Raw genomic sequence first — 24,705 nt, forward strand, 5'->3', positions numbered from 1 at the left:
CGCGAGCCGACGCTGGGCCCGATGGCGTTCGGTGATGTCCTCGATCATCTCGGCCACACCGAGAATGCGACCGGAGGGATCCTCCATCGGGAAGGACGAGACCATCGCCACCCGCTCTCGCGCGGGGTCCTGCTCCAGGCGAACGAACTGCTCGGAGTAGACCGCTGGCCTTCCGGTCTCGATCACCTGGCGCACACGGTCCACGGCACTGCGCGCGTCATCGGGGAGGAGGAAACAGCCGGTGGGCAGCCCCCGAAAATCCGCTGCCGGGACGCCGCTGAAGCGTTCGATGGCCCGGTTGACCCGGAGCAGCTTCAGGTCGGGGCCATGGACGACCAGGCCGATCGGGCAGCGGCGGTACAACCCGTCGAGGACCGCGCGGTCCCTTTGCCACTCCAGGACGTCGGCCTCGAGTGCCCCGGCGAGAACCCACTCTCGGACCCGGCCGTCCCGTGAGAGCGCGTCGGCCCTGAGTCCCAGCTCCACGAGCCGCCCGTCGCGGTGCCGCACCGTGAGCATCCCGAACCAGCTGCCGCTTCTCCTGCAGCTCCCCGCGGCCTCCCTGACGGTCGGCAGCTCGCGGGGATCGACAAGGACCTCGGACGCCGGACGACCGATCACGGCTGTGTCCGGATAGCCGAGCAGTTCCTGAGCCCGCCGGTTCCATCCGATCACGGTTCCGCGGTCGTCGAGCACCGCCAAAGCAGCGAGGTGCAGGGCGAACGGATCGTCGTGGCTTTCGCTGAGCTCCGTCATCCGCTTCTCCACCGCTGGACACCACCTTGTCCTCGGTCTCCGCTGTTCTGCCTCGGGCCAGCCACGGCCGGCGTCCGGCGTGACGGCGTCCGAGTCGGTGGCCAGGCGTTCCACACATGCACGCCGACGACCTGCAGATGCCATGTAAGCCTATTGAACCCGGTGGAGCCGCAGCCTCGCCCACCGTGCGGCGCACCGGGCCCTCGCCTGCCGGGGTGTTTCTGCGGGGTGTGCCGCTACTTGCGGCCGCCGCTCGTGAACTTCTCGAAGGCGTGGCTGAAGGCCCAGGTGTCCTGGGCGATGCCGGAGCACGAGTCGGAGCCGCCGGTGCCCGGGCAGCCGCCGTTGTCCCGCTGCAGTGCCCAGAAGGAGAGCGTGTTGATCCTCTTGGCCTCGGCCCACTTCTCCACCGCCAGCGCGTTCTCGACGGTGAAGGTCTCCTCGGGGCCGTAGTCGTCGATGCCGGGCATCTCGATGATCCCGATCATGCTCCAGAGCTTCGCGGAGCTCTTGTCCGGGTGGAGCGCGGCGAGTTGGGCGTGCAGACCCTCGGCGGCCGTCGCCGTGTCGGCCGCCATGTCGTGCGTGGCGCCGTCGTAGTAGTCGAACGTCATGAGGTTGACGACGTCCACGCGCGCGTGGTTGTCGACGGCGTTCTGGAGCACGGCAAGGCCGTTGGCCTCCAGGCCGTGTGTGGAGGTCGGCAGGGTGTAGGAGAACTGCACCGTGCGTCCGGTGCGCCCGGCCCAGCGCTGGACCTTCGCGATCGCCTTGTTGCGGCGGTCGATGCCGGCGGCGTTGTTGATCGAGTCGCCTTCGACGTCGAGGTCGATGCGGGTGATGCCGTACGTCGTGACGAGGCTCTTGAACACGTCGGCGACGGCGTCGACGCTGGTGCAGCTGTCGGCCAGTTCGGTGCCGGTGGTGTCCGCGGTCCAGCCGCCGAAGGACGGGATCACATCACCGCCGCGCGCCTGGATGGTGGCGATGTCGCGTCCGAAGGTCGCCTTCGAGATCGGTTGATCGGTCTGGCCGTTCCAGTAGGCGGTGCACGAACCCGCCGTGGCCGTCTGGAGGAAGGCCAGCGTGAGGTACTTGTTGCCGGAGGCGGCGGCGAGCGCGGCCGGGCTCCCGCCGGTCCACGACTCGAAGTAGGGCGCGGCCACGTGAGCCGGCAGGGGCTTGCCGAAAGCCGAGAGCTCGGGGGCCGGCGAGGGCGGCGCCGCGAGCGCGCTCCCTCCCCCGAGTCCGACGAGCCCTGCGGACAGAGCGCTCACGCTCAGACAGGACAGCAGCGCATGAAGGTGACCAGGTCGTCTCACTGACGCTCCCAGGGGGAAGGGGCACGCGGGACTGCGGAACGAGAACCGCGGGGCGAATCGTGCTCATAATTGGACTAGACCAGCTAACTGTCAAGGTTCTTTACAGTTAGCTTGCCGAGCCTCGCCTCCCCGTTGTCCGGCCTTTCTCTTCCGTGAGACGGAATCTGCGAGCGGCTGCGCGACCTCGGTGTGATCATGCAGGCGACGTCCGACCGGCAGTGCGTGCTGAACTCCTGCACGCCCATGAGAGCGACGGCGCCCCGGTGTGCTGCCACCCGCAGCCCCACCTGCCGTTCCACCTGCCGTTCCAGCAACGCCGGCGCACCCTGCTCACCGTCCGGCTGGACCTGGCCGAGGGGCGGCTGAACTGCCACGAAGGCGGTCCGTGCACGGTGGGAGAGGAGAGCCGGTCGTCGACCCGGTCGTGCCCCTGTGGGCAGGACGTACGGGCGAGTCGCGGGACGTACGGGGCGTACCGCCGACGACTCCCGTCGCCGCGGTCCGGCCGGCCGGACACTCCCCCGGGAGTGACGGGGACGGTGTGTCGCGGTCGCCACCGCATTCCCTGCTCCGCGCTCGGCCCGCCAGAGCCCGGTGCGGGGTCCGTGACCCCCGAGGCGTGAGACAGCGGACATGGACTCCCGAGGTTGTCGGTGGCGTACGGCAGGATGAGCAGGGGGAACCACCTGACGTGGAGAGACGCGAGGGCATGACGACGGAACGGACACCGCTGGCCGGCCGGGAGGCGGAACTCGGACGCCTCGACCGGCTGTTGGCGGACCTGACGGGCGTCCAGGCGGGGGACGCGCACGGCCGCCCGGCGGTGCTCGACGTCAGCGGTGAGGCGGGCATCGGCAAGAGCCGTCTGGTCCACGAGCTGTGCTCGCGCGCGACGCGGCGGGGGGCGACGGTGCTGCGCGGCCGGGCGACGGAGTACGAACACCACATCCCGTTCCAGCCGTTCATCGACGCCTTCGCCGACCTCGACCCCGGGGCGGTGGATTCCTTCCCGGCAGCCGCCGAGGTCGCCCCGGTACTCAGCGGCGCCCCGCGCCGCGCGGACCGTTTTGGCCTGCACCGGGCCACCGCCGCCCTGCTGACCCACGCCGCGGCCTCCCCGCTGGTCGTGGTGCTGGACGACATGCACTGGGCGGACGACGCTTCCCTGGAACTCCTCGACCACCTCGTCCGGCACCCCGTGCGCGCCCGCGTCCTGCTGGTCCTCGCCCGCCGCGACCGGCAGAGTCCCGCCCCGCTCGCCGCGACCCTCGCCCGCGGCGCGGACACCGGCGCGGTACGCCGGACGGTCCTCGGGCCGCTCGGCGAGCGGGAGTGCGTAGAGCTGCTCACCCCCGGGCTGGCCCGCGACGAGGCCGTACGGCTCTACACAGCGAGCGAGGGCAACCCGCTCTATCTGCTGACGCTGCTCCAAGCCCGCCGTGAGGGCGCGCCGGTCAGCAGGCTGTCCACGACCGGGCTCGACGCGCTGCTGCTCGACGAGCTGACTCCGCTGACGCCCGCGCAGCGCCGGCTCGTCGAAACGGTGGCCGTGCTGGGCGACCACGCCACGCCCGCTCTGCTAGGTCCGGTCACCGGCCGTGAACTGGCCGAGCTGGCCGCGGACCTCGCGGTGCTGACCCGCCGGGATCTGCTGCGCACCGGCCGGCACGGGCGGCTCGCGCTACGGCACCCCGTGCTGCGCGGCCTCGTCCACGACCGAACCGACCCCTGGCTGCGCACGCAGACCCACCGGCTGGCCGCCACCGAACTCGCCCTGGCCGGCGCCCCGCCGGCCGAGCGGGCGCATCACGCCGAGCGATCGCTGTCCGGCTGGGACCCGCAGTTGGCGGCCATGCTGACCGAGGCCGCCGAGCAGGCCGCCCACACGGCGCCCGCGAGCTGCGCACACTGGTTGGAGGTGGTGCTCAGACACCTTCCACACACGCCGGAACACCTGCACAGGCGGGGCGAGTTGATGCTGCTGCGCGCCCGGACGCTGGGTTCCTGCGGGCAACTCCGGGAGAGCCGCGACCTGTTGCACCAGGTGATCGCTCTGCCCGACCCGGGCGACGGCAGCGGAGTGCGGGCGTCCGCCGTCGTCCTGTGCGCCGTCATGGAGCGGCACCTGGGGCGCTACACGGAGGCGGTGGCCCTGCTCCGCCGTGAGCTGAGCCGCACCGATCCCCCGCCGTCGCCCGCCGATCAGTTGGCGCTCGGGCTGGAGTTGGGCCACTCGGCACCGCACGACACGTCGTACCCGACGGTGCGCTCCACCGTGGCGCGCACTCTGGAGGTGGCCCGCTCTCTCGGGGACCAGGCCGGCGTGGCGGGTGCGCTGGCCGTCGGCGCGCTCGGGGAGGCGTACGAGGGTGCCACGGCCACGGCAGCCGACTTCGCCCGCCGGGCCGCGGCCCTCGTCGACTCACTGCCGGACGACGACCTCACCGGCCTGTGCGAACCGCTGGCCCGGCTCGGCTGGGCCGAGGCGTTCCTGGAGCGCTTCGCCGACGCCGAGCGGCACGCCGACCGCGGCCTCGCCGTGGCCCGCCGCACCGGACAGCTCCACCTCCTGCCTCATCTGCTGCTGTGCAAGGCACACGTGCGCATCCAGACCTGCCGGCTCGCGTCGGCTGTGGAACTGGCCGACGAGGCGGAGGACATCGCCCGCGGCATCGGCAGCGACGAACTGCTCGCCTTCGTCCTCGGCACCAAGGCCCACGCCCTGGTGGACGCCTGTCCACCCGGCGATCCCCGGCCACTCGCCGTCGCGGAGGAGGCGGTGGCCGCGGCGGGACTGGGCCTCAACTGGTGGGCCTCCATCGCCTGGTGCACGCTCGGCTACGCGGCACTCACCGCCGGCGATCCGGTCCGTGCCCGCGAGGCGATGCTGCGCGCCGGCGGACCCGGCCTGCACCGGATGCAGCCCTCGATGCGTCCGCTGTTCATGGAGGTCCTGGTCACCGCCGCCGTCGTCACGGGTGACCTGGACGAGGCGAAGCAATGGGCCGAGCGGGCACGGGAGGAGGCGGAGAGCCTCGATCTGCCCCTGCAGCGGGCCTCGGCCATGCGCAGCGCGGCGCACATACGCCTCGGCCTCGGCGACGGCAGAGCGGCGGCCGAACTGTTCGTGGCGGCGGCCGACGAGAGCGCCCGCAGCGGAGCGGCGTTCTGGGAGGCGTTCTCCCTGCTCCTCGGCGCGCCTCCATTGGCGGCGGAGCCATCCCTGAACGGTGCGCGGCGCGGGGAGGCCGCCTGGCGCCGCGGACAGCGGATCGCCGCCGCCGGGGGCTGCGGGATGCTGACCGGCCTTGCCGAGGCGGTCCGCCCCGCGGTGGCCGACGCCGCCGACGGCCCCGAGCGGCGGCTCGCCGAACTCACCGCCCGCGAAAGGGAGATCGCCGGCCTCGTCACCGAGGGCCTCACCAGCCCGGCGATAGCCGATCGTCTCTGCCTGAGCCGCCGCACGGTCGAGACCCACATCTCCCGGATCTACCGCAAGACCGGTGTCTCGTCGCGAGCCGCACTGGCGGGCCTGATGGCGGGGCGAACGCCTGGGCACTCGTTCAGCGGTTGAGCCACTAGCGCCGGTCGAGGCGAAGGTACGGGGGCTTGCGCGAAACCCTGTACGAAACTCTTCGCAGATCTTCGGCACTTGGGGGGGCTGGCTGCCCGTGGGCCTTCAGGGCCTGCTTGAGCCGGATGCGGTCAACGCCGCCCGTCCGGTTCTGAGGGGATGCGGCGCAGCAATGCGCCGCACCTACCGACGTCTCTACGCACACAGGGGACTGACACTGACACCTCAGAATCCGTGGACCGCGAAGGCGATGAACTGGGTCACCTGGCGTGCGGCGAAGTTGTCGTCGGAGACCAGGACGACGGTGCGGCGGCCGTCGGGGAGGCGGGGGCCGAGGGTGATGCCCTCGACGTTGTCGACCCGGGGCAGCCCGGGCACGTCGGACAGGTCGCTCACCAGCGTCTTGCGGACCGGCTGGACGGCGTGCGCGGACGGGTCCGTGAGGGAGTCGCGGCCCAGGACGTCGGTGGCGCCGTGGAGGTCGACCAGGTAGATGCGAGCCTTCCAGTTGTTGTCGGCGTAGATCGAGGCGCGCTCCAGGACCAGGAAGCGGTCGTCGCCGAGGGCGACGAGGTCGCTGACGCCGTTGGTGTCGGTGCTGCCCGCGGGAGGCGTGGCGAACAATGGTTCCAGGGGGTAGGCGTACTGGGCCAGCGGCTGTCCGGTGCGGGCGTCGTGGACGGTGATGCGGGTGAGCGCGCCGTGCTCGGGGGTGGGGTCGTCGCCGTCCTGGTAGAGGGGGTCCTCCATGGCGGTGACGATCCGCCGGCCGTCCGGGGTGAAGGTGACTCCTTCGAGGGTCTGGTTCTTGCGGGGGCCGAACTCCTGGGAGTTCATGTGCAGTTGCGGGGGCAGCGGGAGCTGTCCGGTGGAGGTGCCGGTCGTGGTGGCGCGGCGGATCCAGGGGTCGCCGAGGAGGGCCGGGCCGTCGGACGGGACGATGCGTTCGCCCTCGCTCGTCCAGGCCAGGCTGCCGTCGCGCGGGTCGACGGCGATGCCCTCCGGGTCGGGTGCGACGGTGGCGGTGGCGGTCGAGGTGGGCGGGAAGGTGGTGCCGTCCGGGCGGAGCCAGGGGTGGGTGCCGGTGAGTTCGACGCCCTGGAGGGTGCCGCCGGTGAGGTCGACGTGCGCGGTGTAGAAGCGGGCGGGGCCGGTCTGTGACCGGTCGTCGCTGATCACGTAGTACGTGCCGGTCCTCGCGTCGTAGCTGATGGCGGACAGCCCGCCGACGGTGGTGCCTTGGAAGGGCATGGCGTTCGGCAGTTCCTGCTCGCCGAGGAAGTCCAGCCGTATGTCGCTGTCGTGGGCGGCGGCCGGGGTGCCTGCGAGGGCGGGGAGTGCGGCGAGGACGACGGCGGTGGCGATGATCCGGGCGCGGGCGGCGCGGATGCTCATGGAGTCTCCAGGGAGGGGAGGCCGGGCGGTGTCGCGGGAGCGGTACGGGACGCGCGACGGCGACGCCAGGCGAAGAACGCGAGGGCGATCAGGGTGATGCCGTAGGGGATGGCGGAGACCAGCTGCGACGGGATGGCGAGGTTGCCGAGCTGGACGGCGAGGGCCTCGGCGGTGCCGAAGCCGAGGGCGGCGAGGAAGACGCCCCAGGGGCGCAGGGCGCCGAGGAAGACGGCGGCCAGGGCGATGTAGCCGCGGCCGGCGGTCATCCCGGTGACGAAGAAGGACACGGCGCCCATGCTCAGGAACACTCCGGCCGCTCCGGCCAGGGCGCCGCTGAGGGCGAGGGCGCCGAACTGCACCCGGTGCACGTGGATGCCGACCGAGCGCGCTGCCTCCGGGTGCTCGCCCACGGCGCGCAGATGGAAGCCGAACCGGGCCCGGTACAGCAGCCAGGCGACCGCGGGGGCGGCGGCGAGGGCGGCCCAGGTCAGCACGTTCTGCCCGCTGAGCACCGCGCCGAGACCGGGAACGTCCTCGACCAGGGGCAGCCGGACCGAGGGCAGCGCCCCGCTGTGCAGCCTGCTGGTGCCGCCCTTGTCGCCGAGGAGCGCGTACACGGTGTACGCGGTCGCGCCCGCCGCCAGGAGGTTGAGGCCGATGCCCGCGATGATGGCGTCCGCGCCGAGGTACAGGTGCAGCACGCCGAGCAGCAACGCGAGGAGCGCGCCCCCGGCGATTCCGCAGGCGGCCCCGGCCCATACCGAGCCGCTGTACCCGGCGACCAGCGCACCCGTGCAGGCGGCGGTCAGCATCGAGCCCTCCAGAGCGATGTTGGGCACTCCGGCCCGCTCCGCCAGCAGACCGCCGAGGGCGGCGAGGACGTACGGCGTGGACACCCCGAGGATCGCCGCGAGGAATCCGGTGCTGAGCACGACGTCGAGGACCGGGCCCATCAGCGGGCCTCCCTTCGGGCGAGGTACCGCTTGACGAGTTCGGGCAGCGCCCGGGCGGTCACGAGCAGCACGATGACCGCCTGGATGATGGTCACGGCCTCGGAGCCGACGTCGGTCTGCTGCTCCATCACATCGCCGCCGACGCGCAGATACGAGTAGAGGAGCGCGGCGGCGACCACGCCGACCGGGTTGTTGCGGCCGAGCAGGGCGACGACGATGCCCTCGAAGGCCAGCCCTCCGGCCATGTCCGGCTGGAGCCCGCCGTAGACCCCGAGCGCGAGGTGCGCTCCGGCCAGACCGGCGAGCGCGCCGCCGATGACGAAGCTCCACTCGATGGTGCGCGGTACGTCGATGCCGCCGTACCGGGCGAAGTCCGGGTTGGAGCCGGTGATCCGGATGCGGTAGCCGAGCGGTGTCCTGGCGAGCAGGAACCATACGGCCGCGGCCACTGCGAGCATGCCGAAGAGACCGATGTTCGCCTGGTCCAGGGGGACGCCGAAGAAGTCCGAGAGCAGAGGCAGCGCCGAGTCGGGCCGCACCGGGGCGGACTGCACGGCGCTGCTGCCGGGCGCCTTGATGTGGTCGGTGAGGAGATAGTCGAAGACCCGCACGACGACGGCGTTCAGCATCAGGGTGGCCACGATCTCGTTGGCGCCGAGGCGGGCCTTCATCACCCCCGGCACCGCGCCCAGCGCGCCTCCGGCGAGGGCGGCGACGGCGAGCGGCACCAGGACGGCGGCGACCGGCGGCAGGTGAAGGTTGATCGCCACCAGGGCGCTCGCCAGGGCGCCGGCGTACACCTGGCCCTCCGCGCCGAGGCTGATCTGCCGGGCCCGGAAGGGGATCGACACGGACAGGCCGAGCAGCGCCAGGGTGGTGGCGTCGGCGAGCCAGCGGCCGATCCGGGGAGTGCGCTCCAGCGGACCGGTGAGCAGGGCGTCGAGCGCGCCGGTGGCGTCCTTGCCGGTGGCCAGGACCACCAGGAAGGCGATGAGGACGGCGACGGCGACGGTCAGCACCGTCATCGTCAGCTCGACGACCGCCGTACGCCGCCGGGTGGCCAGGAAGTCCCGCCGTCCCCGCGTCTCGGGCCGTCCTTGCCGTTCCGCTTCCGGTTCCAGGATCGAGGTCATCGCACACCTGCCGTGATCCGCTCGTCCGGATGCCGCTCCACACCGAGCATGTACAGGCCGGTGGTCTCCTCGGTGAGCCCGGCCGGGTCGTCGAAGCGGGCGACGAGACCACCGTCCTTCATCACCAGCAACCGGTCGGAGAGGGCGAGCAGTTCACCGAGGTCGGCGGAGACCAGCAGCACCGCCGCGCCCGCGTCACGGGCCTCGACGAGCCGCTCGTACATGAAGTGCATGGCCCCGATGTCGACACCCCGGGTCAGCTGTGCGGCGAGCAACAGGCGTGGCCGGGCGGACAGTTCGCGGGCGACGACGACCTTCTGCAGATTGCCGCCGGACAGCGCGCCGGCCGCCGCGTCGGGATGCGGGGCGCGGATCGCGTACCGGCCGATCAGATCCTCGGCCAGCTCGCGGATGCGGCGGGTGCGCAGAATGCCGCGGCGGGCGACGGGGGGCCGGTCGTGGCGGTCGACGATCAGGTTGTCGGCGATGGAGCGGTCCAGGGCGGCCCCGTTGGACAGCCGGTCCTCGGGCACGTGGGCGACACCGGCCCGACGGTGGCCCGCCGCGTCGAGGTGGGTGACGTCGGCGCCGTCCACGGTGACCGATCCGGTGGTGGGGCGGCGCAGTCCGGCGAGCAGTTCGACGAGTTCGGTCTGGCCGTTGCCCTCCACACCCGCGAGGCCGACGATCTCACCGGCCGCGATGTCGAGGGACACGCCGTGCACCGCCGGACCCGAGAGTCCGCGGACCCGCAGGACGTTCGCGCCGGGCCGCGCCGGGGGCTTCGGCACGTCGAGGGACATCTCCCGGCCGACCATCATGGACGCGAGGCGCGCGGGCGTCGCCTCCTCGGTGCGTACGGTCGCGATCACCGACCCGGCGCGCATGACGGTGACGCGGTCGCTGATCTCCCGCACCTCCTTGAGCTTGTGCGAGATGAACAGCACGGTCATGCCCGAGTCGCGCAGCCTGCGGACCGCGGTGAACAGGTCGGTGGTCTCCTGGGGGGTGAGGACGGCGGTGGGCTCGTCGAGGATCAGGATGCGGGCGCCGCGGTGCAGGGTCTTGAGGATCTCGGCACGCTGGCGCATCCCCACGGACACCGCTTCGACCCTGGCCTCCGGGTCGACGGCGAGCCCCGCCTCCTCGGCCAGCGCGGCGGTACGTTCGACGGCGGCCGCACGGTCGACACGGCCCGGCCTACCGGGCTCGACGCCGAGGACGACGTTCTCGGCGACGGTGAACGACGGCACCAGCATGAGGTTCTGGTGGACCATTCCCACACCGAGGGCGATGGCGTCCTGCGGCTGGGAGAACCTGACCGGCCTGCCATGAACGCTGAGCTGCCCGGTCGACGGCTGTTCGAGTCCGTACAACAGCTTCATCAGGGTGGACTTGCCTGCGCCGTTCTGCCCGACGATCGCCCTGATCTCCCCCACGGGCACCGACAGGTCGACGTCGCTCACGGCGCGGGTGCCGTTGGGGTAGGTCTTGCCCAGCCCCGTGGCCGACAGCGCGGGCGGGGCCTGTTCCACGGCACTGTGCACGGTTGCGTCGGTTTCCTCGATGGGTTCCACCAGTGTTCCTCGGAGGTCAGAAGGCCGAAGGGACCTTGACGGCACCGGACTTGACCTTCGCGGCCTGCGCCTCGAGTTCGGCGCGTACGGCGGCGGGGACGAGCTTGTCGAAGTGGGCGTTGTCCACGTAACCCACGCCGTCCTCGGCGAGGCCCACCGCGGCGGGCTTCCCGTAGGCGAGCGTGCCGGCCTTGTTCGCCTTGGCCGCCAGGTAGAGGGCGTTGCCGGCGTTCTTGAGGACGGAGGTGACGACGGTCTCGCGCTGGGCGGGGTCGGTGAGCGTCTTGTACTGGTCGGAGTCGACACCGAAGGCGTACCGCTTGGCGGCGACGGCCGATTCGAACACTCCGAGCCCGGAGGATCCGGCGACGGGCCACACCAGTTCGGCTCCCTGCCCGTACATCGCCGAGGCGATCTGCTTGCCCTTCGCCGGGTCGCCGAACGGGTTGTCGCCGCCGACGTACTGCACGAGGACACCGGAGGACGGATTTCCGCCCGCCGCCTTGAATCCTGCCTTGAAGCCGACGACGAAGTCCTCGATCACCGGTATCTGCACTCCGCCGATCACACCCACCTTGCCGTTTCCGGCACTGCCCGGAAGAGCATGCGCGGCAACGAGTTTGTCGGCGAGGAATCCGGCCAGATAAGCGGCCTCGTTCTGCTTGAAGGTGACGGAGTAGACGTTCGCGCACTTGTTGGAACAGCCGCTCTTGCCCGTGTAGTCGACGGATCCGTCGAAGAGCCAGAACTTCTTGTCCGGGTATTCCGGGGCCAGTTTGGAAATGAAGCCGACGGTGTCGACGGTGCCCGCCGCGAGGACGTCGTAGTCGTCACCTGCCGCGGCGTCCTCGAATCCGGAGGACCACTTGGTACGGTCGCTGCCCAGCTCGACGACCTTCAGGCTGTAGCCGAGGGCCTTCTCCGTCTTCTGCAGGCCGGCGTACGCGGAGTCGAAGAAGGAGCGGTCGCCGAGGTTTCCGTTGATGACGAACTTGATTCTCGGCTTTCCGGATCCCGCAGAATCCGAGGAGCCGGAGTCCGTCGAGGCACCGCATGCGGCGAGGGTGAGGGAGAGCGCCGCGACGCCTCCCAGAATTCTGATCTTGTTCATGGGCCGGATTCTCTTTCTCTGCGGGTTCTCTGCGCGTTCCCTGCGGGGTTTGCTTCGGGGTTGTCCGAAAGCTATGCAATGCAAAACGTTTTGGCTATGGGTCTATGTGCTGTCTCGCGTTAGGAGATTGTTTCCGGGAGCAGCGCGGTGGCCGCGATGGTGACGGCCCGGTCGAAGTCGGTCTCCCGCTCGGCCGCGGTGAGCGCCTCCGCGTGGCGCACATGGTCGCTGACGGTCAGGACGGCGAGCGCGTGACCGCCCTCGGCGGCGGCGACCGCGTACAGACCCGCGGCCTCCATCTCCACGGCCAGCGTTCCGTGCGCCTCCAGCCGCTCGAACAGCGCCGGACGCTCCAGATAGAAGTGGTCGGTGGTGAACACCGGCCCGATGTGCGTGCGCGGTCCGGCTCCCCCTCCGCCCCCGGCGGCCTGCGCGGCTGCCGCGGTCAGCCCGAAGGAGGCGGCATGACTGAGGTGCACTCCGTCGATACGGCGGCTGCCCATCGCCGAGTCGGTGTGGGCGGCGGTGGCCACGACCACGTCCCGCAGTCCCACCGAGGCCGGGATGCCGCCCGCGGTGCCCACTCGCACGATGCGGCGCACGCCGTAGAAGCGGAAGAGTTCGGTCGCGTAGATCGTGACGGACGGCATGCCCATGCCGGAGGCCAGCACGGACAGGGGAGCCCCCCGGTACGTTCCGGTGTATCCCTCGATGCCGCGCACGTCGGTGACCAGCCTGGCGTCCTGAAGGATCGTCTCCGCGATACGGCGGGCCCGGCGCGGGTCACCGGGCATCAGCACGTCCGGCGCGAAGTCCCCGGGAGCGGCCGAGATGTGGGCGGTGGACATCAGGCGTCCTCCTTCACCGAAGCGCCGGCCAGCCAGCGGACCAGCCGGTCCCACAGCTCGGGGTAGCCCTCCCAGTCCAGGAAGGCGGGCGGGGCCCAGTGCGGCGCCAGGTCGGACGTGAACGCCGCCGACCTGCCCGCGCCGTAACCGCCCACCGCCAGCAGCGGATGGCCCGCGCACTCGACGAGCAGCTCCGCCCCTTCCCGTACCGTCACCTCGTTGAGCCCGAGCAGATCCGGCCAGGTCGCGTCCAGCCCGTCGACGACCGGGTGCCGGGCGAGGACCCGTGGCGTGGCCCCGGCGGGCAGTTCCACCCGGTCGTCCCGGTCGTGCAGGGCGACCGGCAGCGCGGTGGCCAGCGGGGTGCGGCCCCAGCGGGCCTTGGCGTCGATGCCGGTGAAGGTGAGGTAGCCGCCCACCATCAACAGCCCGCCGCCGCGCTCGACGTAGCCCCGGAGCAGTTCCGTGCGGTCCGGCGTGGGAATCGAGTGGGCGAAGGTCTGTGGGGTGAGCTGGAAGCTGTTGGCGCCGACATCGCTGATCACGACGACGTCGTACGGCTCCAGTCCCTCGGCGGTGGCGGGCACTCTGCTCGCTATCTCATGCGCCGGGACGTACGTCACCGTGTGACCGCGGTCGCGCAGCGCATCGAGGAAGACCTGGGCGCCCTCGACGTACTCGGAGGTGAAGAAGGAGTCGAACCCCTTCTGGTGGACGGAGTGGGTGAACCATGACTCACCCACGACGAGGACATGGGGCATCGCTGAACGACCCTTCATAGGAGGTGTGAGGTGTGCGTGGTGGTGGGGCGGCGGTGCCCCGGTTCAGCGGGCCGGGCGTACGGGGGCCGTACTGGCGCGGACCTTCAGCCGGACCGGCAGGATGTGCCGGGAGGCGGGGGGCACCTCGTCCCGGTGGACGTAGCTGAGGAGTTGGGCGCCGGCTGTGCGGCCGACGTCGTAGGCGGGCTGGTGGACGGTGGTGAGGCGGGGGTGCACGCGGGAGGCGAGCATGATGTCGTCGAAGCCCGCCACCGAGACGTCGTCGGGGACGCGCAGGCCGGCGTCCTCAAGGGCGGCGATCGCGCCGAGCGCCATCAGGTCGTTGGCGGCGAACACCGCGGTGAAGCGACGTGGGCCGCCACCGTCCAGGGCCGCGGCGACCAGGTCGTAGCCGGACCGTTCGACGAACGCGCCCTCGACCTCGGTGACCCCCGCGTCGCCGAACGCCTCCCGGAAACCGGAGATCCGCTCCAGGCTGCTGACCAGGTCCACCGGCCCGCTGATCGCCAGCACCCGGCGGTGGCCCAGTTCCCGCAGGTGCTGCCCGATCAGCCGGCCGCCCGCGCGGTGGTCGGCGGTGACCAGGATGGTCTGCTCCAGCAGCCCGGGGACGACCTCGTCGGCCAGGGCGATGGGAAACCGCCCGAGCAGCGACGCCAGGCGGCCGCGGGAGGGCGGCGAGCCGGAGGCGTACACCATGCCGTCGATGAACCGGCCGCGGAGCATCTCCAGATAGCGGTCCTCGCGGTCGGGGTCGAACTCGGTGTTGCACAGGATGACCCCGTAGCCCAGGTCGTGGGCGGCGTCGTCGACACCCTTGGCGAGTTCGGCGAAGAATTGGTTGGTGATGTCGGGCACCAGCAGCCCTATGACGTTGGTCGACCCGGCCTGGAGGTTGCGGGCCGTGGAGGCCGGGACGTAGCCCAGCCGGCTGACGACCGAGCGGACGCGCTCGGCGGTCTCCTCCGCGACCGGCCGGTTGCCGCTCAGCACGTGGGACACCGTGGTCGGGCTGACCCGGGCGGCGGCCGCCACGTCCTTGATCGACGCGGGCCGCCGGGACGGGCGGCGGCCCGGATCCTCGTCCCGGTCACGGGTCATAGTGCTGCACCGCCCTGCCGTGCGAGGTGTCCAGCAACGCGGGCACGCGTGCCTCGATCTCGGTCAGCAGCCCCGGCAGGTCCACGGTCAGCAGCCGGCCGTCGCGCACCACGACCCGCCCGTCCACCACGACCGTGCGCACATCGCTCGCCCGCGCGCTGTAGACCAGGGCCGCCACCGGGTCGTGCACCGGCCGGCAGTGCGCTCCGCCCAGGTCGACGAGCACGATGTCCGCGGCCCGGCCCGGCTCCAGCGCGCCGATCCGGTCCCCGAGGCCGAGCGCCCGGGCCCCGCCGCGGGTGGCCAGCCGGACGGTGTCGGAGACCGTCATCCAGGTGGCGTCGCGCTCGGCCTGCTTCTGGGTCAGCGCGATCAGCCGCATCGCCTCCCACACGTCCAGCGTGTTGTGCCCGGCCGCCCCGTCCGTCCCCGCGCCGACGGCGACACCGGCGTCCAGCAGGCTCCGTACCGGAGTGAGCGGATGCAGCGCGTGTTTCAGGTACACCTTCGGGCAGCAGGCCACGCCCGTACGGTCCCGGTGCGCGGCCAGCGTCGGCAGATCCTCGGGGACGATGCCGCACCCGTGCGCGATCAGCGCCCCGGCGTCCAGCACTCCGGTCCGCTCCAACACCCCGATGGGGGTGATGCCACGCCGCGCCAGGCTCGACTCGGTCTGCTCGAGGTGCTCGGCGGCGTGGATGTGGATGCGCAGTCCCGCCTCCCGGGCCAGCTCCGCGACCCGGACCAGGTCCGCGTCCTCGACGGTGTACGGCGCGTGCGGACCGAGCGACGCGGTGATCCGGCCGTCGCCCATGCCGTGCAGGGCGGCGGCGGTCTCGGCGCTCTCCTCCAGGGCCGCGCGGCCCCGGCTGCTGAAGTAGGTCGGCGCGATGTCGGCCCGGATCCCGGTGCGCACGACGGCGTCGGCGATCCGGTCGGCGTGGAAGTAGTGGTCGGCGAACGTGGTCACGCCGCTGAGCAGCATCTCCGCACAGGCCAGCTCCGCGCCGAGGCCGATGTCGGCGGGGGTGAGGTTGACCTCCATGGGCCACACCCGCTCGTTGAACCAGGCTTCGACACTCACGTCCTCGGCGGCGCCGCGCATCAGCGTCATCGGGCCGTGCGTGTGGGCGTTCACCAGCCCGGGTACGGCGAGCAGTCCCGTACCGTCCACGGTCTCCGCCTCGGCAGTCTCCGCCCCGGCGGCCTCCGGCCCGGAGCCCGCCGGGCCCAGCCAGGCGATCACTCCGTCCTCGACCAGGATGTCCTGGTCCGTCTCCACTCGGCAGGGGCCCAGCTCGGGCATCACGAGCACCGAGCAGGACGTCACGATCAGTCGGCGCGTCATGTGGATCCTTCCGTTCGAACCGGACGCTAAGGATCCAAAACGTTTTGCACAACCCCAGGTCATTGCGAGTTACGAACAGGCGATGGACCTCGATCAGGCCGCCCTCGCCCAGGCCGCCCCCGCCCAGGACAGCGTCGCGGCGGCAGGCTGACGGTGTGGGGTGCCAGAACCGCCGCTTCCCGTACACGGCAGGCGGATGAGCCACCAGACGTACCCCGATCCGCTCTGACCTGCACGGACGTGCTGCCCTGCTCCGGGCGCGACGTGTGTCAGCGGTCGTACGGCATGGAGGCGACTCCTCGGTGCCAGGAGCAGGCAGCGTGCTTCCGCGCGCCAGAGCGACGGCGGCGGGGATCGCAGCGGACAGGCGGCGATGGCACATACGTACATGGCATACGTACTCCTACCGATGTGCCCCTGACACCTGTGCCGTTTCCTTTCGTTCATGACGACACCGAGCGTGAAAGCGCGGATGCCGAAGAACGTCAGGCTGGCGGTGGTGGGGGTATGGGTCCAGGCCGTGCTGAATCTGGCGGCGGGCGCCCTGCTGCTGGCCGTGGTGAACGACGCGGCCGACCACGGTCAGGACGAAGGGGGCGGGCTGCTCCGGTTCGTGGCGGTACTGTCGCTGCTGATCGCCGGGGCGCTCCTGCTGTGCGGCGTTTTCGCGGGCAAGCGGTCGAACGGGATACGCGTCACGGTTGTCGCCATCGAGGCTCTGAGCCTGCTGAGCGGTGGGCTGGGGCTGCTTCGAGGGGGTGGCGTCTCGGTCCTCCCGGGCATCGCCTTCGCCGTCGCCGTGCTGCGGGGCTTCAGCTCCGCGGAGGCCAGGAACTGGTTCGACCAGTGAGGTGCACACCCGGGGCGAAGCGTTCCGCCATGCCTGCCGTCGCCGCCCTCACCGTAGCCGTTCTGTTCACCGGGGGCTGCTCGAGCGGCGACGACAGCTCACTTTCCGGGGATCCGTCCGAGAGCGTGACAAGGGTGTCCGAGTCACCGACTCTCTCGCCGACCCCGTCCATCACTCCGGCGTATCCGACCGGAGCGTCCGGCTGCCACTCCAACAAGGGGTGGACGACGGAGGAATCCACGGAATGGGTGCGGCGCTACGTCCACACGCCCAAGGACAGTTACGCGGGAGACGGGTTGAGGGTTGTCAGCCTGCCGGGATACAACGGCCCGCTCTGCCGGAAGATCTCCGTGCAGATCGAGTTCTGGAAGCTGGTGTACGGAGTCGCGAAGGGCGACAACGGCAATCGGCTCTCCGACGGCAGGAAACCCGACTACTACTTCGACATCAGCCGGGTGAAACGGGTCGAGCTCCATGTGGACGGGAGCGCCGAGCAGACGGTCGCCCTGCCCACGTCCCTCTACGCGACGGACCGCAGCCCCTGCGTGGGCGCCCTCGTCTCGGTCACCGTGGGCAAGCCGCTGACGAGCAAGGAACTGCCCAAGGAGGTCAGGGTCGGCGACTCGTCCCGCTACCGCGACGACACGGTGGACTTCCGGTCGAAGCGGGTCGCCGGCCATGAACTGTCCGAGCCCTCGGCACCGCAGGTGTGCAGTCCGGACGGCAAGCCCACCGCCGACCCGGCCGATGTGCCCACCCCGGGCTCCCAGCCGACGGACCTCTACCCGACGGACCTCTACCCGACGCCCGACTACAGCTTCGACATCGGCGACGTCCTCCGCTCTCCCACGCCTTGAGCTTCTGCAGGGAGCCGGGCGGGTCCCGAGCCGGATCCGGATTCCATCAAACGCGCGATGAATGGCATCAACAGGCCCTGCCGCGACGGAAGTTCGGCAGAGCCCTTCGACCCACCATGGGGGATCACATGCGTATGCGTGCCGCGACCACCGTCCTTTCCAGCGCCGCCGTACTCTCGGCGCTCGCTCTTCCGGGCGCCGCCCAGGCAGCGGAGCACCCCGGGGCGGCGACGGATCTCAGAGCCTTCGCCTCGACGAGCGTCCAGCCGCAGGACTCGCTGGGCGGCACCACCTTCACCCACGGGGTGGTCAACGCCGGCAAGGACATCGTTCTCGGCGTGACGGGCAAGAAGTCCGTTCCCGTCACGTTCACCGCCTTCGACGAGGAAGGCGTAGCCATCACCCAGGCCTTCCTGTGGCAGGGCACCGACAGTTCGAGCACGGACACCATCACCGGCGGTCTGGAGTCGGACGACTACCCCACCTGCACGGAGACGGCGGTCCAGGGCGGTTACAGCTACAGCTGCAAGACGGTCTTCACCATCGACCCCGCGGTCGCCTTCAAGGACGGCAACGGCACCGCGGGGACCTGGAAACTCTTCCTGGGCGCCTACGACCTGTACGCGAACGCCAGCTACAACGACGACGTCGCCAGGACCAAGATCAAGCGTGCCGCCAAGCTGACCGCCAACGCCTCCCCGGAGCCGGTGAAGAAGGGCAAGACCATCACGGTCACCGGCAAGTTGAGCCGCGCCAACTGGACCACGGGCAAGTACGCGGGCTACGCGACCCAGCCGGCGCAGTTGCAGTTCCGCAAGAAGGGCAGCAGCACCTACACCACCCTCAAGACGGTCAAGACCAGCAGCACGGGCGCCTTGAGCACCACCACCAAGGCAGGCTCCGACGGCTACTACCGCTTCGTCTTCGCCGGCACCACCACCACCGGCTCCGCGAAGGCGACCGGCGACTTCATCGACGTCAAGTAGGCAGATCCCCTACCGAGATCAACTGGTCCGGGCATCCTTCGAGCGGATGCCCGGACCAGCCGAACGCCCCTTCCGGGAACGCAAGGCGGGCTCGAAGCGGCTCACTGATCACCGCCGAGGACACCAGAGCCGCGGTTCGACGGTACGCCGGCTGACGTGGAGCCGGTCGGCGATGGCCTGGCTGGTGAGCCCCTGCGCCACCAGCCCGACTGCCCACTCGAATATATTGGTACAAATCCATGCACGGAGTGGCGCACGACGCGATCAATGATCCTGATCGGGGCCGATGCTCTCACCCTTGTTCGAAACCTGCTCCTGCGCGCCAACAGCCCCTATGAGCAGGCGACTTAGAAGTCAGCTTCCGTGAGACGGAAGCGGTATTGCGGCCTCGCGAAGCTTCTGCGGACGATGTCACCACGCCACAGAGACAGGAACCCGCCGCCATGCCGCACACGACCGCTTTCGCCAGGAACCAGTGGTACGTCGCCGCCTACAGCCATGAGGTGGGGCGCGAGGAGTTGCTCGGCCGGACGATTCTCGGTGAACCGCTCGTCTTCTACCGGACCGAGGAGGACGGGACGCCCGTCGCGCTCGCCGACCGGTGTGTGCACCGCCGGTTCCCGCTGCACGAGAAGCCGAGCCGACTCGACGGCGACCGGCTCGTGTGCGGGTACCACGGGTTCACGTACGACACCACGGGCACGTGTGTGTACGTGCCGGGCCAGAAGCGCGTACCGCGCACCGCGCGCGTCGCCTCCTACCCCGTCGTCGAGCTGGACTCCCTGATCTGGGTGTGGATCGGCGACCCGGCGCTCGCCGACGCCGACACCATCCCGCGGGCCCGGCACCTCGACTCCCCCGGCTGGGTCACCGTCCGCGGCATGGAGCCGATCGACGCCGACTACGGCCTGCTGGTCGACAACCTCCTCGACCTCTCCCACGAGACCTATCTGCACGGCGGCTACATCGGCACCCCCGAGGTCGCCGAGACGCCGATCACCACGGAGGTCGACGAGGGCGCCGGCATCGTACGGGTGAGCCGGCACATGGACGACGCCGAGTGCCCGCCGTTCTACGCGAAGTCCACCGGCATCGAGGGGCGGATCACGCGCTGGCAGGACATCGAGTACCACGCGCCCTGTCTGTATCTGCTGCACAGCCGCATCGCCCCGGTCGGTGTGCTGCCCGAGGCCGACGGCAGCGACCCGAACGGCTTCCACACCGAGATCACGTACGCCATCACGCCGTCGAGCGACGGTCACGTGTACGACTTCTGGATGGTCTCGCGGGACTGGGCGACCGAGGACGCCGAGGTCACCGAGTTCCTGCGGGGCAACAACCACACCGTCGTGATGCAGGACGTCGACGCGCTCAACCTGCTCCAGAGGACGCTCGGCACCGAGCGCACCGGCTACCAGGAGCTCAGCATCAACATCGACACCGGCGGTCTGGCCGCCCGCCGCATCCTCGCCCGTCTCGTCGAGGAGGGCGACAAGCCCGTGGAGAAGGTCCTGTGAGTGCCGCACCCACCGGGGAGATCTACCGCATCGACTGGCTGCCGGGCACGGACACCCTGCACGGCACCTGTCACTGCGGCCGCGAGCACACCTCGCAGGACCCGATCGAGATGTGGGAGTGGATGCTCGCCCATCCCAACGGGCACTCCCCTCAAGGGAACGAGTCGCAAGGAAACAGTTCATGAGTGACGCCTACGAAGCCGAACTCGTCGTCGACCGCAGGGACTCGGCGGCCGACGGCGTGCTCGCCCTCACCCTGCGCCACCCGCTGGGCGAACAACTCCCCGCGTGGGAGCCCGGCGCCCACATCGATGTGGTGCTCGGTCCCGGCCTGGAGCGGCAGTACTCCCTGTGCGGCGACCCCTCGGACCGTATGTCCTGGCGGATCGCCGTACTCCGCGAGCCCGCGGGGCGCGGCGGATCCGCCCATGTGCACGAGCAGTTGGAGCAGGGCGACAAGGTACGGGTGCGCGGTCCGCGCAACCACTTCGCCCTGCGCCCCGCGCCCCGCTACCGCTTCATCGCGGGCGGCATCGGCATCACCCCGATCCTGCCGATGCTCGCGGCGGCGGAGGCCGCGGGCGCGCAGTGGACGCTGCTGTACGGCGGACGGACGCGCGAATCCATGGCGTTCACCGAGGAGTTGAGCCGTTACGGCGATCGGGTCACCGTAGCTCCGCAGGACGAGACCGGCCTCCTGGACCTCGCCTCGGTGCTGGACGGCGTTCCCGAGGGCACCCTGGTCTACTGCTGCGGGCCCGGCCCGCTGCTCGACGCGGTGGAGGCGCGCTCCCCAGCCGGACTGCTGCACGTCGAGCGGTTCACGCCGAAGGAGCAACTGGTCGGCGAGAACACGGAGTTCGAGGTCGAGCTGGCACAGACCGGCACGACGGTCACCGTCGCCGCGGACGTGTCCGTGCTCGACGCCGTCCGCGCCTCGGGGGTCGAGGTGCTGTTCTCCTGCACCGAGGGCACCTGCGGCACCTGTGAGACCGATGTCCTCGACGGCACCCCGGACCACCGGGACTCGGTGCTCACGGACGAGGAGCGGGAGGCCGGGGAGACGATGATGATCTGCGTGTCCCGGTGCCGGGGGAAGAAACTCGTGCTGGACCTGTAGACACGGCGGGCATCCCCAGGTCGGCCTCGATCCGGGCGACCGCCTCCAGCAACGCCGGCAGCAGATCCCGCCGTACCGCGGCAAGTGTCGTACGGCCCGCCTGTACGGGGATGTTGACCGCCGCCACCACCTCGCCGCCCCGGTCTCGGACCGGGGCGGCGATCGAGCGCAGCCCCTCCTCCAGTTCCTGGTCGACCACGGCGTATCCCTTCCGCCGTACCCGGTCGAGTTCCGCGCGCAGAAGGTCGGCCGAGACGATGGTTCGGGCGGTGAGCGTGGTCAACTCCGCACGGGCAAGGTGTACTTCGAGGTCCTCCTGAGGCAGATGCGCCAGGATCACCCGCCCGACCGAGGTGACATGCGCCGGGAAACGGGTGCCGACGGTGATCGCCGCGGTCATGATGCGGCGGGCGGGCACGCGGGCGACGTAGACGATGTCGTCGCCGTCGAGCACGCACAGGGACGACGACTCCCTTGTGGTTTCGACGAGTTGCTCCAGATGCGGTTCGGCGATCTGGGCCAGGGAGAAGCTCGACAGGTAGGAGTAACCGAGTTCGAGGACGCGCGGGGTCAGCCGGTAGACACGGCCGTCGGCGCGGACGTATCCGAGGTCGGCCAGCGTCAGCAGGAAGCGGCGAGCCGCCGCGCGGGTCAGTCCGCAGACGCGGGCCACTTCGCTGAGGGTCAGTTCCGGGTGGTCGGCGTCGAAGGCGCGGATCACGGCCAGGCCGCGCTCCAGGGAGCGGACGAAGTGAGGAGCGCGGTCAGCGTCGGGCATCGTCGCCTCCAAAAAGTAACTGTCAACAATATTGTCAGCCAAAGGTGTTGACCCCGTCCCCCCGCGACCAATACCTTTCGCGCTGAGCACCACTGTGCGCTCTGCGCACAGCCTGCCGTGAGCACAGCCTGTCGGAACAACGAAGTCTGCACAGGAGGAGCCATGCGTCGTCTGCTCGCCGCTGTCGCGGCCGGAGCGTTCCTGGTCACCGCGTCGGCCTGTGGTTCGTCCGGCGACTCGGGGGCCTCGGACTCGGGAGCGTCGTCCGGCGGCACCACCACCGTCAAGCTCGGCCTCATTCCGATCGTCGATGTCGCGCCGGTCTATCTGGGCCAGAAGAAGGGCTTATACAGCAAGCACGGACTCAAGCTCCAGATATCGACCGCGTCCGGCGGCGCGGCGATCGTGCCCGGGGTCGCCAGCGGGCAGTTCCAGTTCGGTTTCTCCAATGTCACCTCGCTGATGATCGCCCAGTCGTCCGGCGTGCCGATCAAAGCGGTCTCCAACGGCATCGCCTCAACAGGCGTGGAGGGCAAGGACTTTGCGGGCATAGCCGTGAAGAAGGGCAGCTCGATCAAGTCCGCGAAGGACCTGGAGGGCAAGAAGGTCGCCATCAACACCTTGAAGAACATCAACGAGTCCGCGGTGCGCGAGTCGGTCCGCAAGGCCGGCGGCGACCCGGACAAGGTGAAGTTCGTCGAGCTGGCCTTCGACCAGATGCCGGCCGCCCTCGACGGCGGCCAGGTCGACGCGGCCTGCGCGGTCGAGCCCGCGCTCGCCACCATCAAGAGCCAGGGCGGTCAGGTGATCGCCTCCCCACTGGTGGACGTGGCCGCCAACACCACGGTCGCCATGTACTTCACCTCGACGCGGTACCAGCAGCAGAACGCCGACGTGGTCAAGAAGTTCCAGGAGGCCACCGCCGAGTCCCTCGCCTACGCCGACGCCCACCCGGACGAGGCACGCCAGATCATCACGACGTACACCAAGATCCCGGCGTCGGTACTGGCGCAGGTGACCCTGCCGAAATGGCCGGCCGAGCCCAACAAGGAGTCCATCGAGGCGCTCGCCAAGCTGGGCGAGGAGGACGGGTTCTTCAAGAAGACCCCCGACGTCGACGCGCTGCTTCCGTGAGACTCCAGAACGCGGCGCTGGGCGCCGCCGGACTCGCGGCCTTCCTCGCCCTGGGCGAGGCGGTGCCGCGGCTCGGTCTGGTCAAGGAGGAGTACTTCCCGCCGACCAGCCGGATCGCGCGCGCCCTCGCCGACGAACTCTCCGACGGCACCTTCTGGACGGCGCTCGGCGACACCCTCACCGGCTGGGCCCTGGGCCTGGCCATCGCCGCCTCGGCGGGGATCGTGATCGGCGTGATCGTCTCGGTCGTGCCGTATCTGCGCGAGGCGACGGCCTCGACGATCGAGTTCCTGCGCCCGATCCCCTCGGTCGCCCTCATCCCGCTGGCAGTGCTGTTGTACGGCAGCGAACTGCGCTCGGTGCTGCTGCTCGTCGTGTACGCGAGCTTCTGGCAGGTCCTCATCCAGACGCTCTACGGCGTCCAGGACGTCGACCCGGTCGCCGACGAGACGGCACGGTCGTACGGCCTGGGCACCTGGGCGCGGATCCGCCACGTGTTGTGGCCGACCGCGCTGCCGTATGTGATGACCGGCGTGCGCCTGGCCGCGGCCGTCGCGCTGATCCTCGCCATCACCGGTGAACTCGTCATGGGAGCACCGGGGTTGGGCGCCCGGATCGGGGTGGCGCAGAACTCGCAGGCGGTGCCGGAGATGTACGCGCTGATCGTGGTGACCGGCGTTCTGGGGCTGCTCATCAACGTCGGCGCGCGTACCGTGGAGCGACGGGCGCTGGCCTGGCACCAGTCGGTGCGCGGGGAGGTGGCGGTGTGAAGCGGGTCGTTCTCCGGCTGGTCTTCGTGCTCGCGCTGCCAGCGCTGCTGGTCGCCGTCTGGTGGCTGGCGTCGGACGGCAGCACCGACGTCTTCTGGCCACCGCTGCGCACCATCCTCCAGACCTTCCCGGACGTGTGGACCGCCGAGCGCCTGCGCAACGACGTCCTGCCCAGCATCTGGCGCCTGACGGCCGGTTACGCGCTCGCGGCCGTCGCCGGGGTCGCCGTCGGCACGGTCATCGGCTCCTACCGGCGGGTGCGGGCGGTCTGCGAACCAGTTCTGGAGTTCCTGCGGGCGGTCCCGCCCCCGGTCCTGATCCCGGTCATCATGCTGTTCGCGGGCATCGGCGACACCATGAAGGTCACCGTGATCGCGAGCGGCTGCGTCTGGCCGATCCTGCTCAACACCGTCGAGGGGGTACGCGCGGTCGACCCGGTGATGCTGGAGACCGCCCGCTCCTATGGCATCACAGGCCCGTCGCGGCTGCGCAACCTGGTGCTGCGCTCGGCGAGCCCGCAGATCTTCGCGGGCCTGCGCCAGGCCCTGTCCATCGGCATCATCCTGATGGTCATCAGCGAGATGTTCGCGGCCAGCAACGGCATCGGCTTCACCATCGTCCAGTTCCAGCGCAGTTTCGCCGTCCCCGACATGTGGACCGGGATCCTCGTCCTCGGGCTGCTCGGCTTCCTGCTCTCCGTCCTCTTCCAGCTGGTCGAGCGGCGGGTCCTCGCCTGGTACCACGGCCTGCGCGCCTCGGCCCGGCGGTCCCCGTGAATCACCCGAACGCGAAA

Annotated in this window: 23 protein-coding genes; 10 read left to right on the forward strand and 13 right to left on the reverse strand. The window is 70.6% G+C overall.

Annotated features, from left to right (window positions below; translation table 11 throughout):
• Positions 1–756: PAS domain S-box protein (locus ABZT93_RS37590; RefSeq protein ID WP_356113141.1), on the reverse strand; the 756-nt coding region annotated here is incomplete at its 3' end.
• A gap of 236 nt (positions 757–992) precedes the next feature.
• Entirely contained in the window at positions 993–2,033 is a 1,041-nt protein-coding gene (locus ABZT93_RS37595) for a chitinase (RefSeq protein ID WP_356113143.1), read from the reverse strand.
• Positions 2,034–2,787: 754 nt separating this feature from the next.
• Here ABZT93_RS37595 and ABZT93_RS37600 point away from each other — a divergent pair.
• Entirely contained in the window at positions 2,788–5,652 is a 2,865-nt protein-coding gene (locus ABZT93_RS37600; protein WP_356113149.1) for an AAA family ATPase, read from the forward strand.
• A 225-nt stretch (positions 5,653–5,877) separates the two neighbouring features.
• On the opposite strand, the gene ABZT93_RS37605 is transcribed toward ABZT93_RS37600, so the two are convergent.
• The 9 genes from ABZT93_RS37605 to ABZT93_RS37645 form a co-directional block, all read right to left on the reverse strand.
• Entirely contained in the window at positions 5,878–7,047 is a 1,170-nt protein-coding gene (locus ABZT93_RS37605; RefSeq protein WP_356113151.1) for an esterase-like activity of phytase family protein, read from the reverse strand.
• Positions 7,044–8,000 carry an ABC transporter permease gene (locus ABZT93_RS37610; protein ID WP_356113152.1) on the reverse strand — a complete coding sequence of 319 codons (957 nt, stop codon included), beginning with the start codon at positions 7,998–8,000 and terminating at the stop codon, positions 7,044–7,046. Before ABZT93_RS37610 ends, ABZT93_RS37605 begins: the two co-directional genes overlap by 4 nt.
• The gene (locus ABZT93_RS37615) at positions 8,000–9,133 is read right to left on the reverse strand and encodes an ABC transporter permease (RefSeq protein WP_356113154.1); all 1,134 of its coding nucleotides are present in this window, start codon (positions 9,131–9,133) and stop codon (positions 8,000–8,002) included. Before ABZT93_RS37615 ends, ABZT93_RS37610 begins: the two co-directional genes overlap by 1 nt.
• Positions 9,130–10,710 carry an ABC transporter ATP-binding protein gene (locus ABZT93_RS37620; RefSeq protein WP_356113156.1) on the reverse strand — a complete coding sequence of 527 codons (1,581 nt, stop codon included), beginning with the start codon at positions 10,708–10,710 and terminating at the stop codon, positions 9,130–9,132. Before ABZT93_RS37620 ends, ABZT93_RS37615 begins: the two co-directional genes overlap by 4 nt.
• A 16-nt stretch (positions 10,711–10,726) precedes the next feature.
• Positions 10,727–11,821 (reverse strand): BMP family ABC transporter substrate-binding protein, encoded by a 1,095-nt coding sequence (locus ABZT93_RS37625; RefSeq protein WP_356113158.1) that lies wholly within the window; start codon positions 11,819–11,821, stop codon positions 10,727–10,729.
• A gap of 119 nt (positions 11,822–11,940) precedes the next feature.
• Positions 11,941–12,669: a purine-nucleoside phosphorylase gene (deoD, locus tag ABZT93_RS37630; RefSeq protein ID WP_356113159.1), complete on the reverse strand. Its 729-nt coding sequence runs from the start codon at positions 12,667–12,669 to the stop codon at positions 11,941–11,943.
• A complete protein-coding gene (locus ABZT93_RS37635) occupies positions 12,669–13,430 on the reverse strand; it encodes a glutamine amidotransferase (RefSeq protein WP_356113161.1) in 762 nt (253 codons plus the stop codon). The genes deoD and ABZT93_RS37635 overlap by 1 nt, the downstream gene beginning before the upstream one ends.
• A 63-nt stretch (positions 13,431–13,493) precedes the next feature.
• The gene (locus ABZT93_RS37640) at positions 13,494–14,552 is read right to left on the reverse strand and encodes a LacI family DNA-binding transcriptional regulator (protein ID WP_356113162.1); all 1,059 of its coding nucleotides are present in this window, start codon (positions 14,550–14,552) and stop codon (positions 13,494–13,496) included.
• Positions 14,542–15,900: an amidohydrolase gene (locus ABZT93_RS37645; RefSeq protein ID WP_356113164.1), complete on the reverse strand. Its 1,359-nt coding sequence runs from the start codon at positions 15,898–15,900 to the stop codon at positions 14,542–14,544. The genes ABZT93_RS37640 and ABZT93_RS37645 overlap by 11 nt, the downstream gene beginning before the upstream one ends.
• Positions 15,901–16,345: 445 nt before the next feature.
• On the opposite strand from ABZT93_RS37645, the gene ABZT93_RS37650 reads away from it, so the two are divergent.
• From ABZT93_RS37650 to ABZT93_RS37660, 3 genes are all read left to right on the forward strand, one after another.
• Positions 16,346–16,750, forward strand: a complete 405-nt coding sequence (locus ABZT93_RS37650) for a hypothetical protein (RefSeq protein WP_356113166.1) — start codon at positions 16,346–16,348, stop codon at positions 16,748–16,750.
• A gap of 29 nt (positions 16,751–16,779) precedes the next feature.
• Entirely contained in the window at positions 16,780–17,607 is an 828-nt protein-coding gene (locus tag ABZT93_RS37655) for a hypothetical protein (protein ID WP_356113167.1), read from the forward strand.
• 128 nt (positions 17,608–17,735) lie between these two features.
• Positions 17,736–18,593, forward strand: a complete 858-nt coding sequence (locus ABZT93_RS37660) for a hypothetical protein (RefSeq protein ID WP_356113169.1) — start codon at positions 17,736–17,738, stop codon at positions 18,591–18,593.
• A 108-nt stretch (positions 18,594–18,701) separates the two neighbouring features.
• Here the strand turns inward: ABZT93_RS37660 and ABZT93_RS37665 are convergent, their stop codons facing one another.
• Complete coding sequence (locus ABZT93_RS37665) at positions 18,702–18,794, reverse strand: LuxR C-terminal-related transcriptional regulator (RefSeq protein ID WP_356113171.1); 93 nt, start codon at positions 18,792–18,794, stop codon at positions 18,702–18,704.
• Positions 18,795–19,036: 242 nt separating this feature from the next.
• Between ABZT93_RS37665 and ABZT93_RS37670 the strand changes: the two genes are divergently transcribed.
• Genes ABZT93_RS37670 through ABZT93_RS37680 form a run of 3 tightly spaced genes read left to right on the forward strand, consistent with a single transcriptional unit; the run spans position 19,037 to position 21,230 of the window.
• Positions 19,037–20,110 (forward strand): aromatic ring-hydroxylating dioxygenase subunit alpha, encoded by a 1,074-nt coding sequence (locus ABZT93_RS37670; RefSeq protein ID WP_356113172.1) that lies wholly within the window; start codon positions 19,037–19,039, stop codon positions 20,108–20,110.
• Complete coding sequence (locus tag ABZT93_RS37675; RefSeq protein WP_356113173.1) at positions 20,107–20,295, forward strand: hypothetical protein; 189 nt, start codon at positions 20,107–20,109, stop codon at positions 20,293–20,295. Before ABZT93_RS37670 ends, ABZT93_RS37675 begins: the two co-directional genes overlap by 4 nt.
• Complete coding sequence (locus ABZT93_RS37680; protein WP_356113174.1) at positions 20,292–21,230, forward strand: PDR/VanB family oxidoreductase; 939 nt, start codon at positions 20,292–20,294, stop codon at positions 21,228–21,230. Before ABZT93_RS37675 ends, ABZT93_RS37680 begins: the two co-directional genes overlap by 4 nt.
• Here ABZT93_RS37680 and ABZT93_RS37685 read toward each other — a convergent pair.
• On the reverse strand, positions 21,145–22,008 hold the full coding sequence (locus ABZT93_RS37685) for an IclR family transcriptional regulator C-terminal domain-containing protein (RefSeq protein WP_356113176.1): 864 nt from the start codon (positions 22,006–22,008) through the stop codon (positions 21,145–21,147). The genes ABZT93_RS37680 and ABZT93_RS37685 overlap by 86 nt on opposite strands.
• 162 nt (positions 22,009–22,170) lie before the next feature.
• On the opposite strand from ABZT93_RS37685, the gene ABZT93_RS37690 reads away from it, so the two are divergent.
• From ABZT93_RS37690 to ABZT93_RS37700, 3 genes are read left to right on the forward strand one after another with little or no spacing between them, the layout of a single operon-like run.
• Entirely contained in the window at positions 22,171–23,142 is a 972-nt protein-coding gene (locus ABZT93_RS37690; RefSeq protein ID WP_356113178.1) for an ABC transporter substrate-binding protein, read from the forward strand.
• On the forward strand, positions 23,139–23,912 hold the full coding sequence (locus ABZT93_RS37695; protein ID WP_356113180.1) for an ABC transporter permease: 774 nt from the start codon (positions 23,139–23,141) through the stop codon (positions 23,910–23,912). The genes ABZT93_RS37690 and ABZT93_RS37695 overlap by 4 nt, the downstream gene beginning before the upstream one ends.
• Positions 23,909–24,688: an ABC transporter permease gene (locus ABZT93_RS37700; RefSeq protein ID WP_356113182.1), complete on the forward strand. Its 780-nt coding sequence runs from the start codon at positions 23,909–23,911 to the stop codon at positions 24,686–24,688. Before ABZT93_RS37695 ends, ABZT93_RS37700 begins: the two co-directional genes overlap by 4 nt.
• Positions 24,689–24,705: the final 17 nt, after the last annotated feature.

The organism is Streptomyces sp. NPDC005303 (assembly GCF_040607335.1).
Taxonomy (GTDB): domain Bacteria; phylum Actinomycetota; class Actinomycetes; order Streptomycetales; family Streptomycetaceae; genus Streptomyces.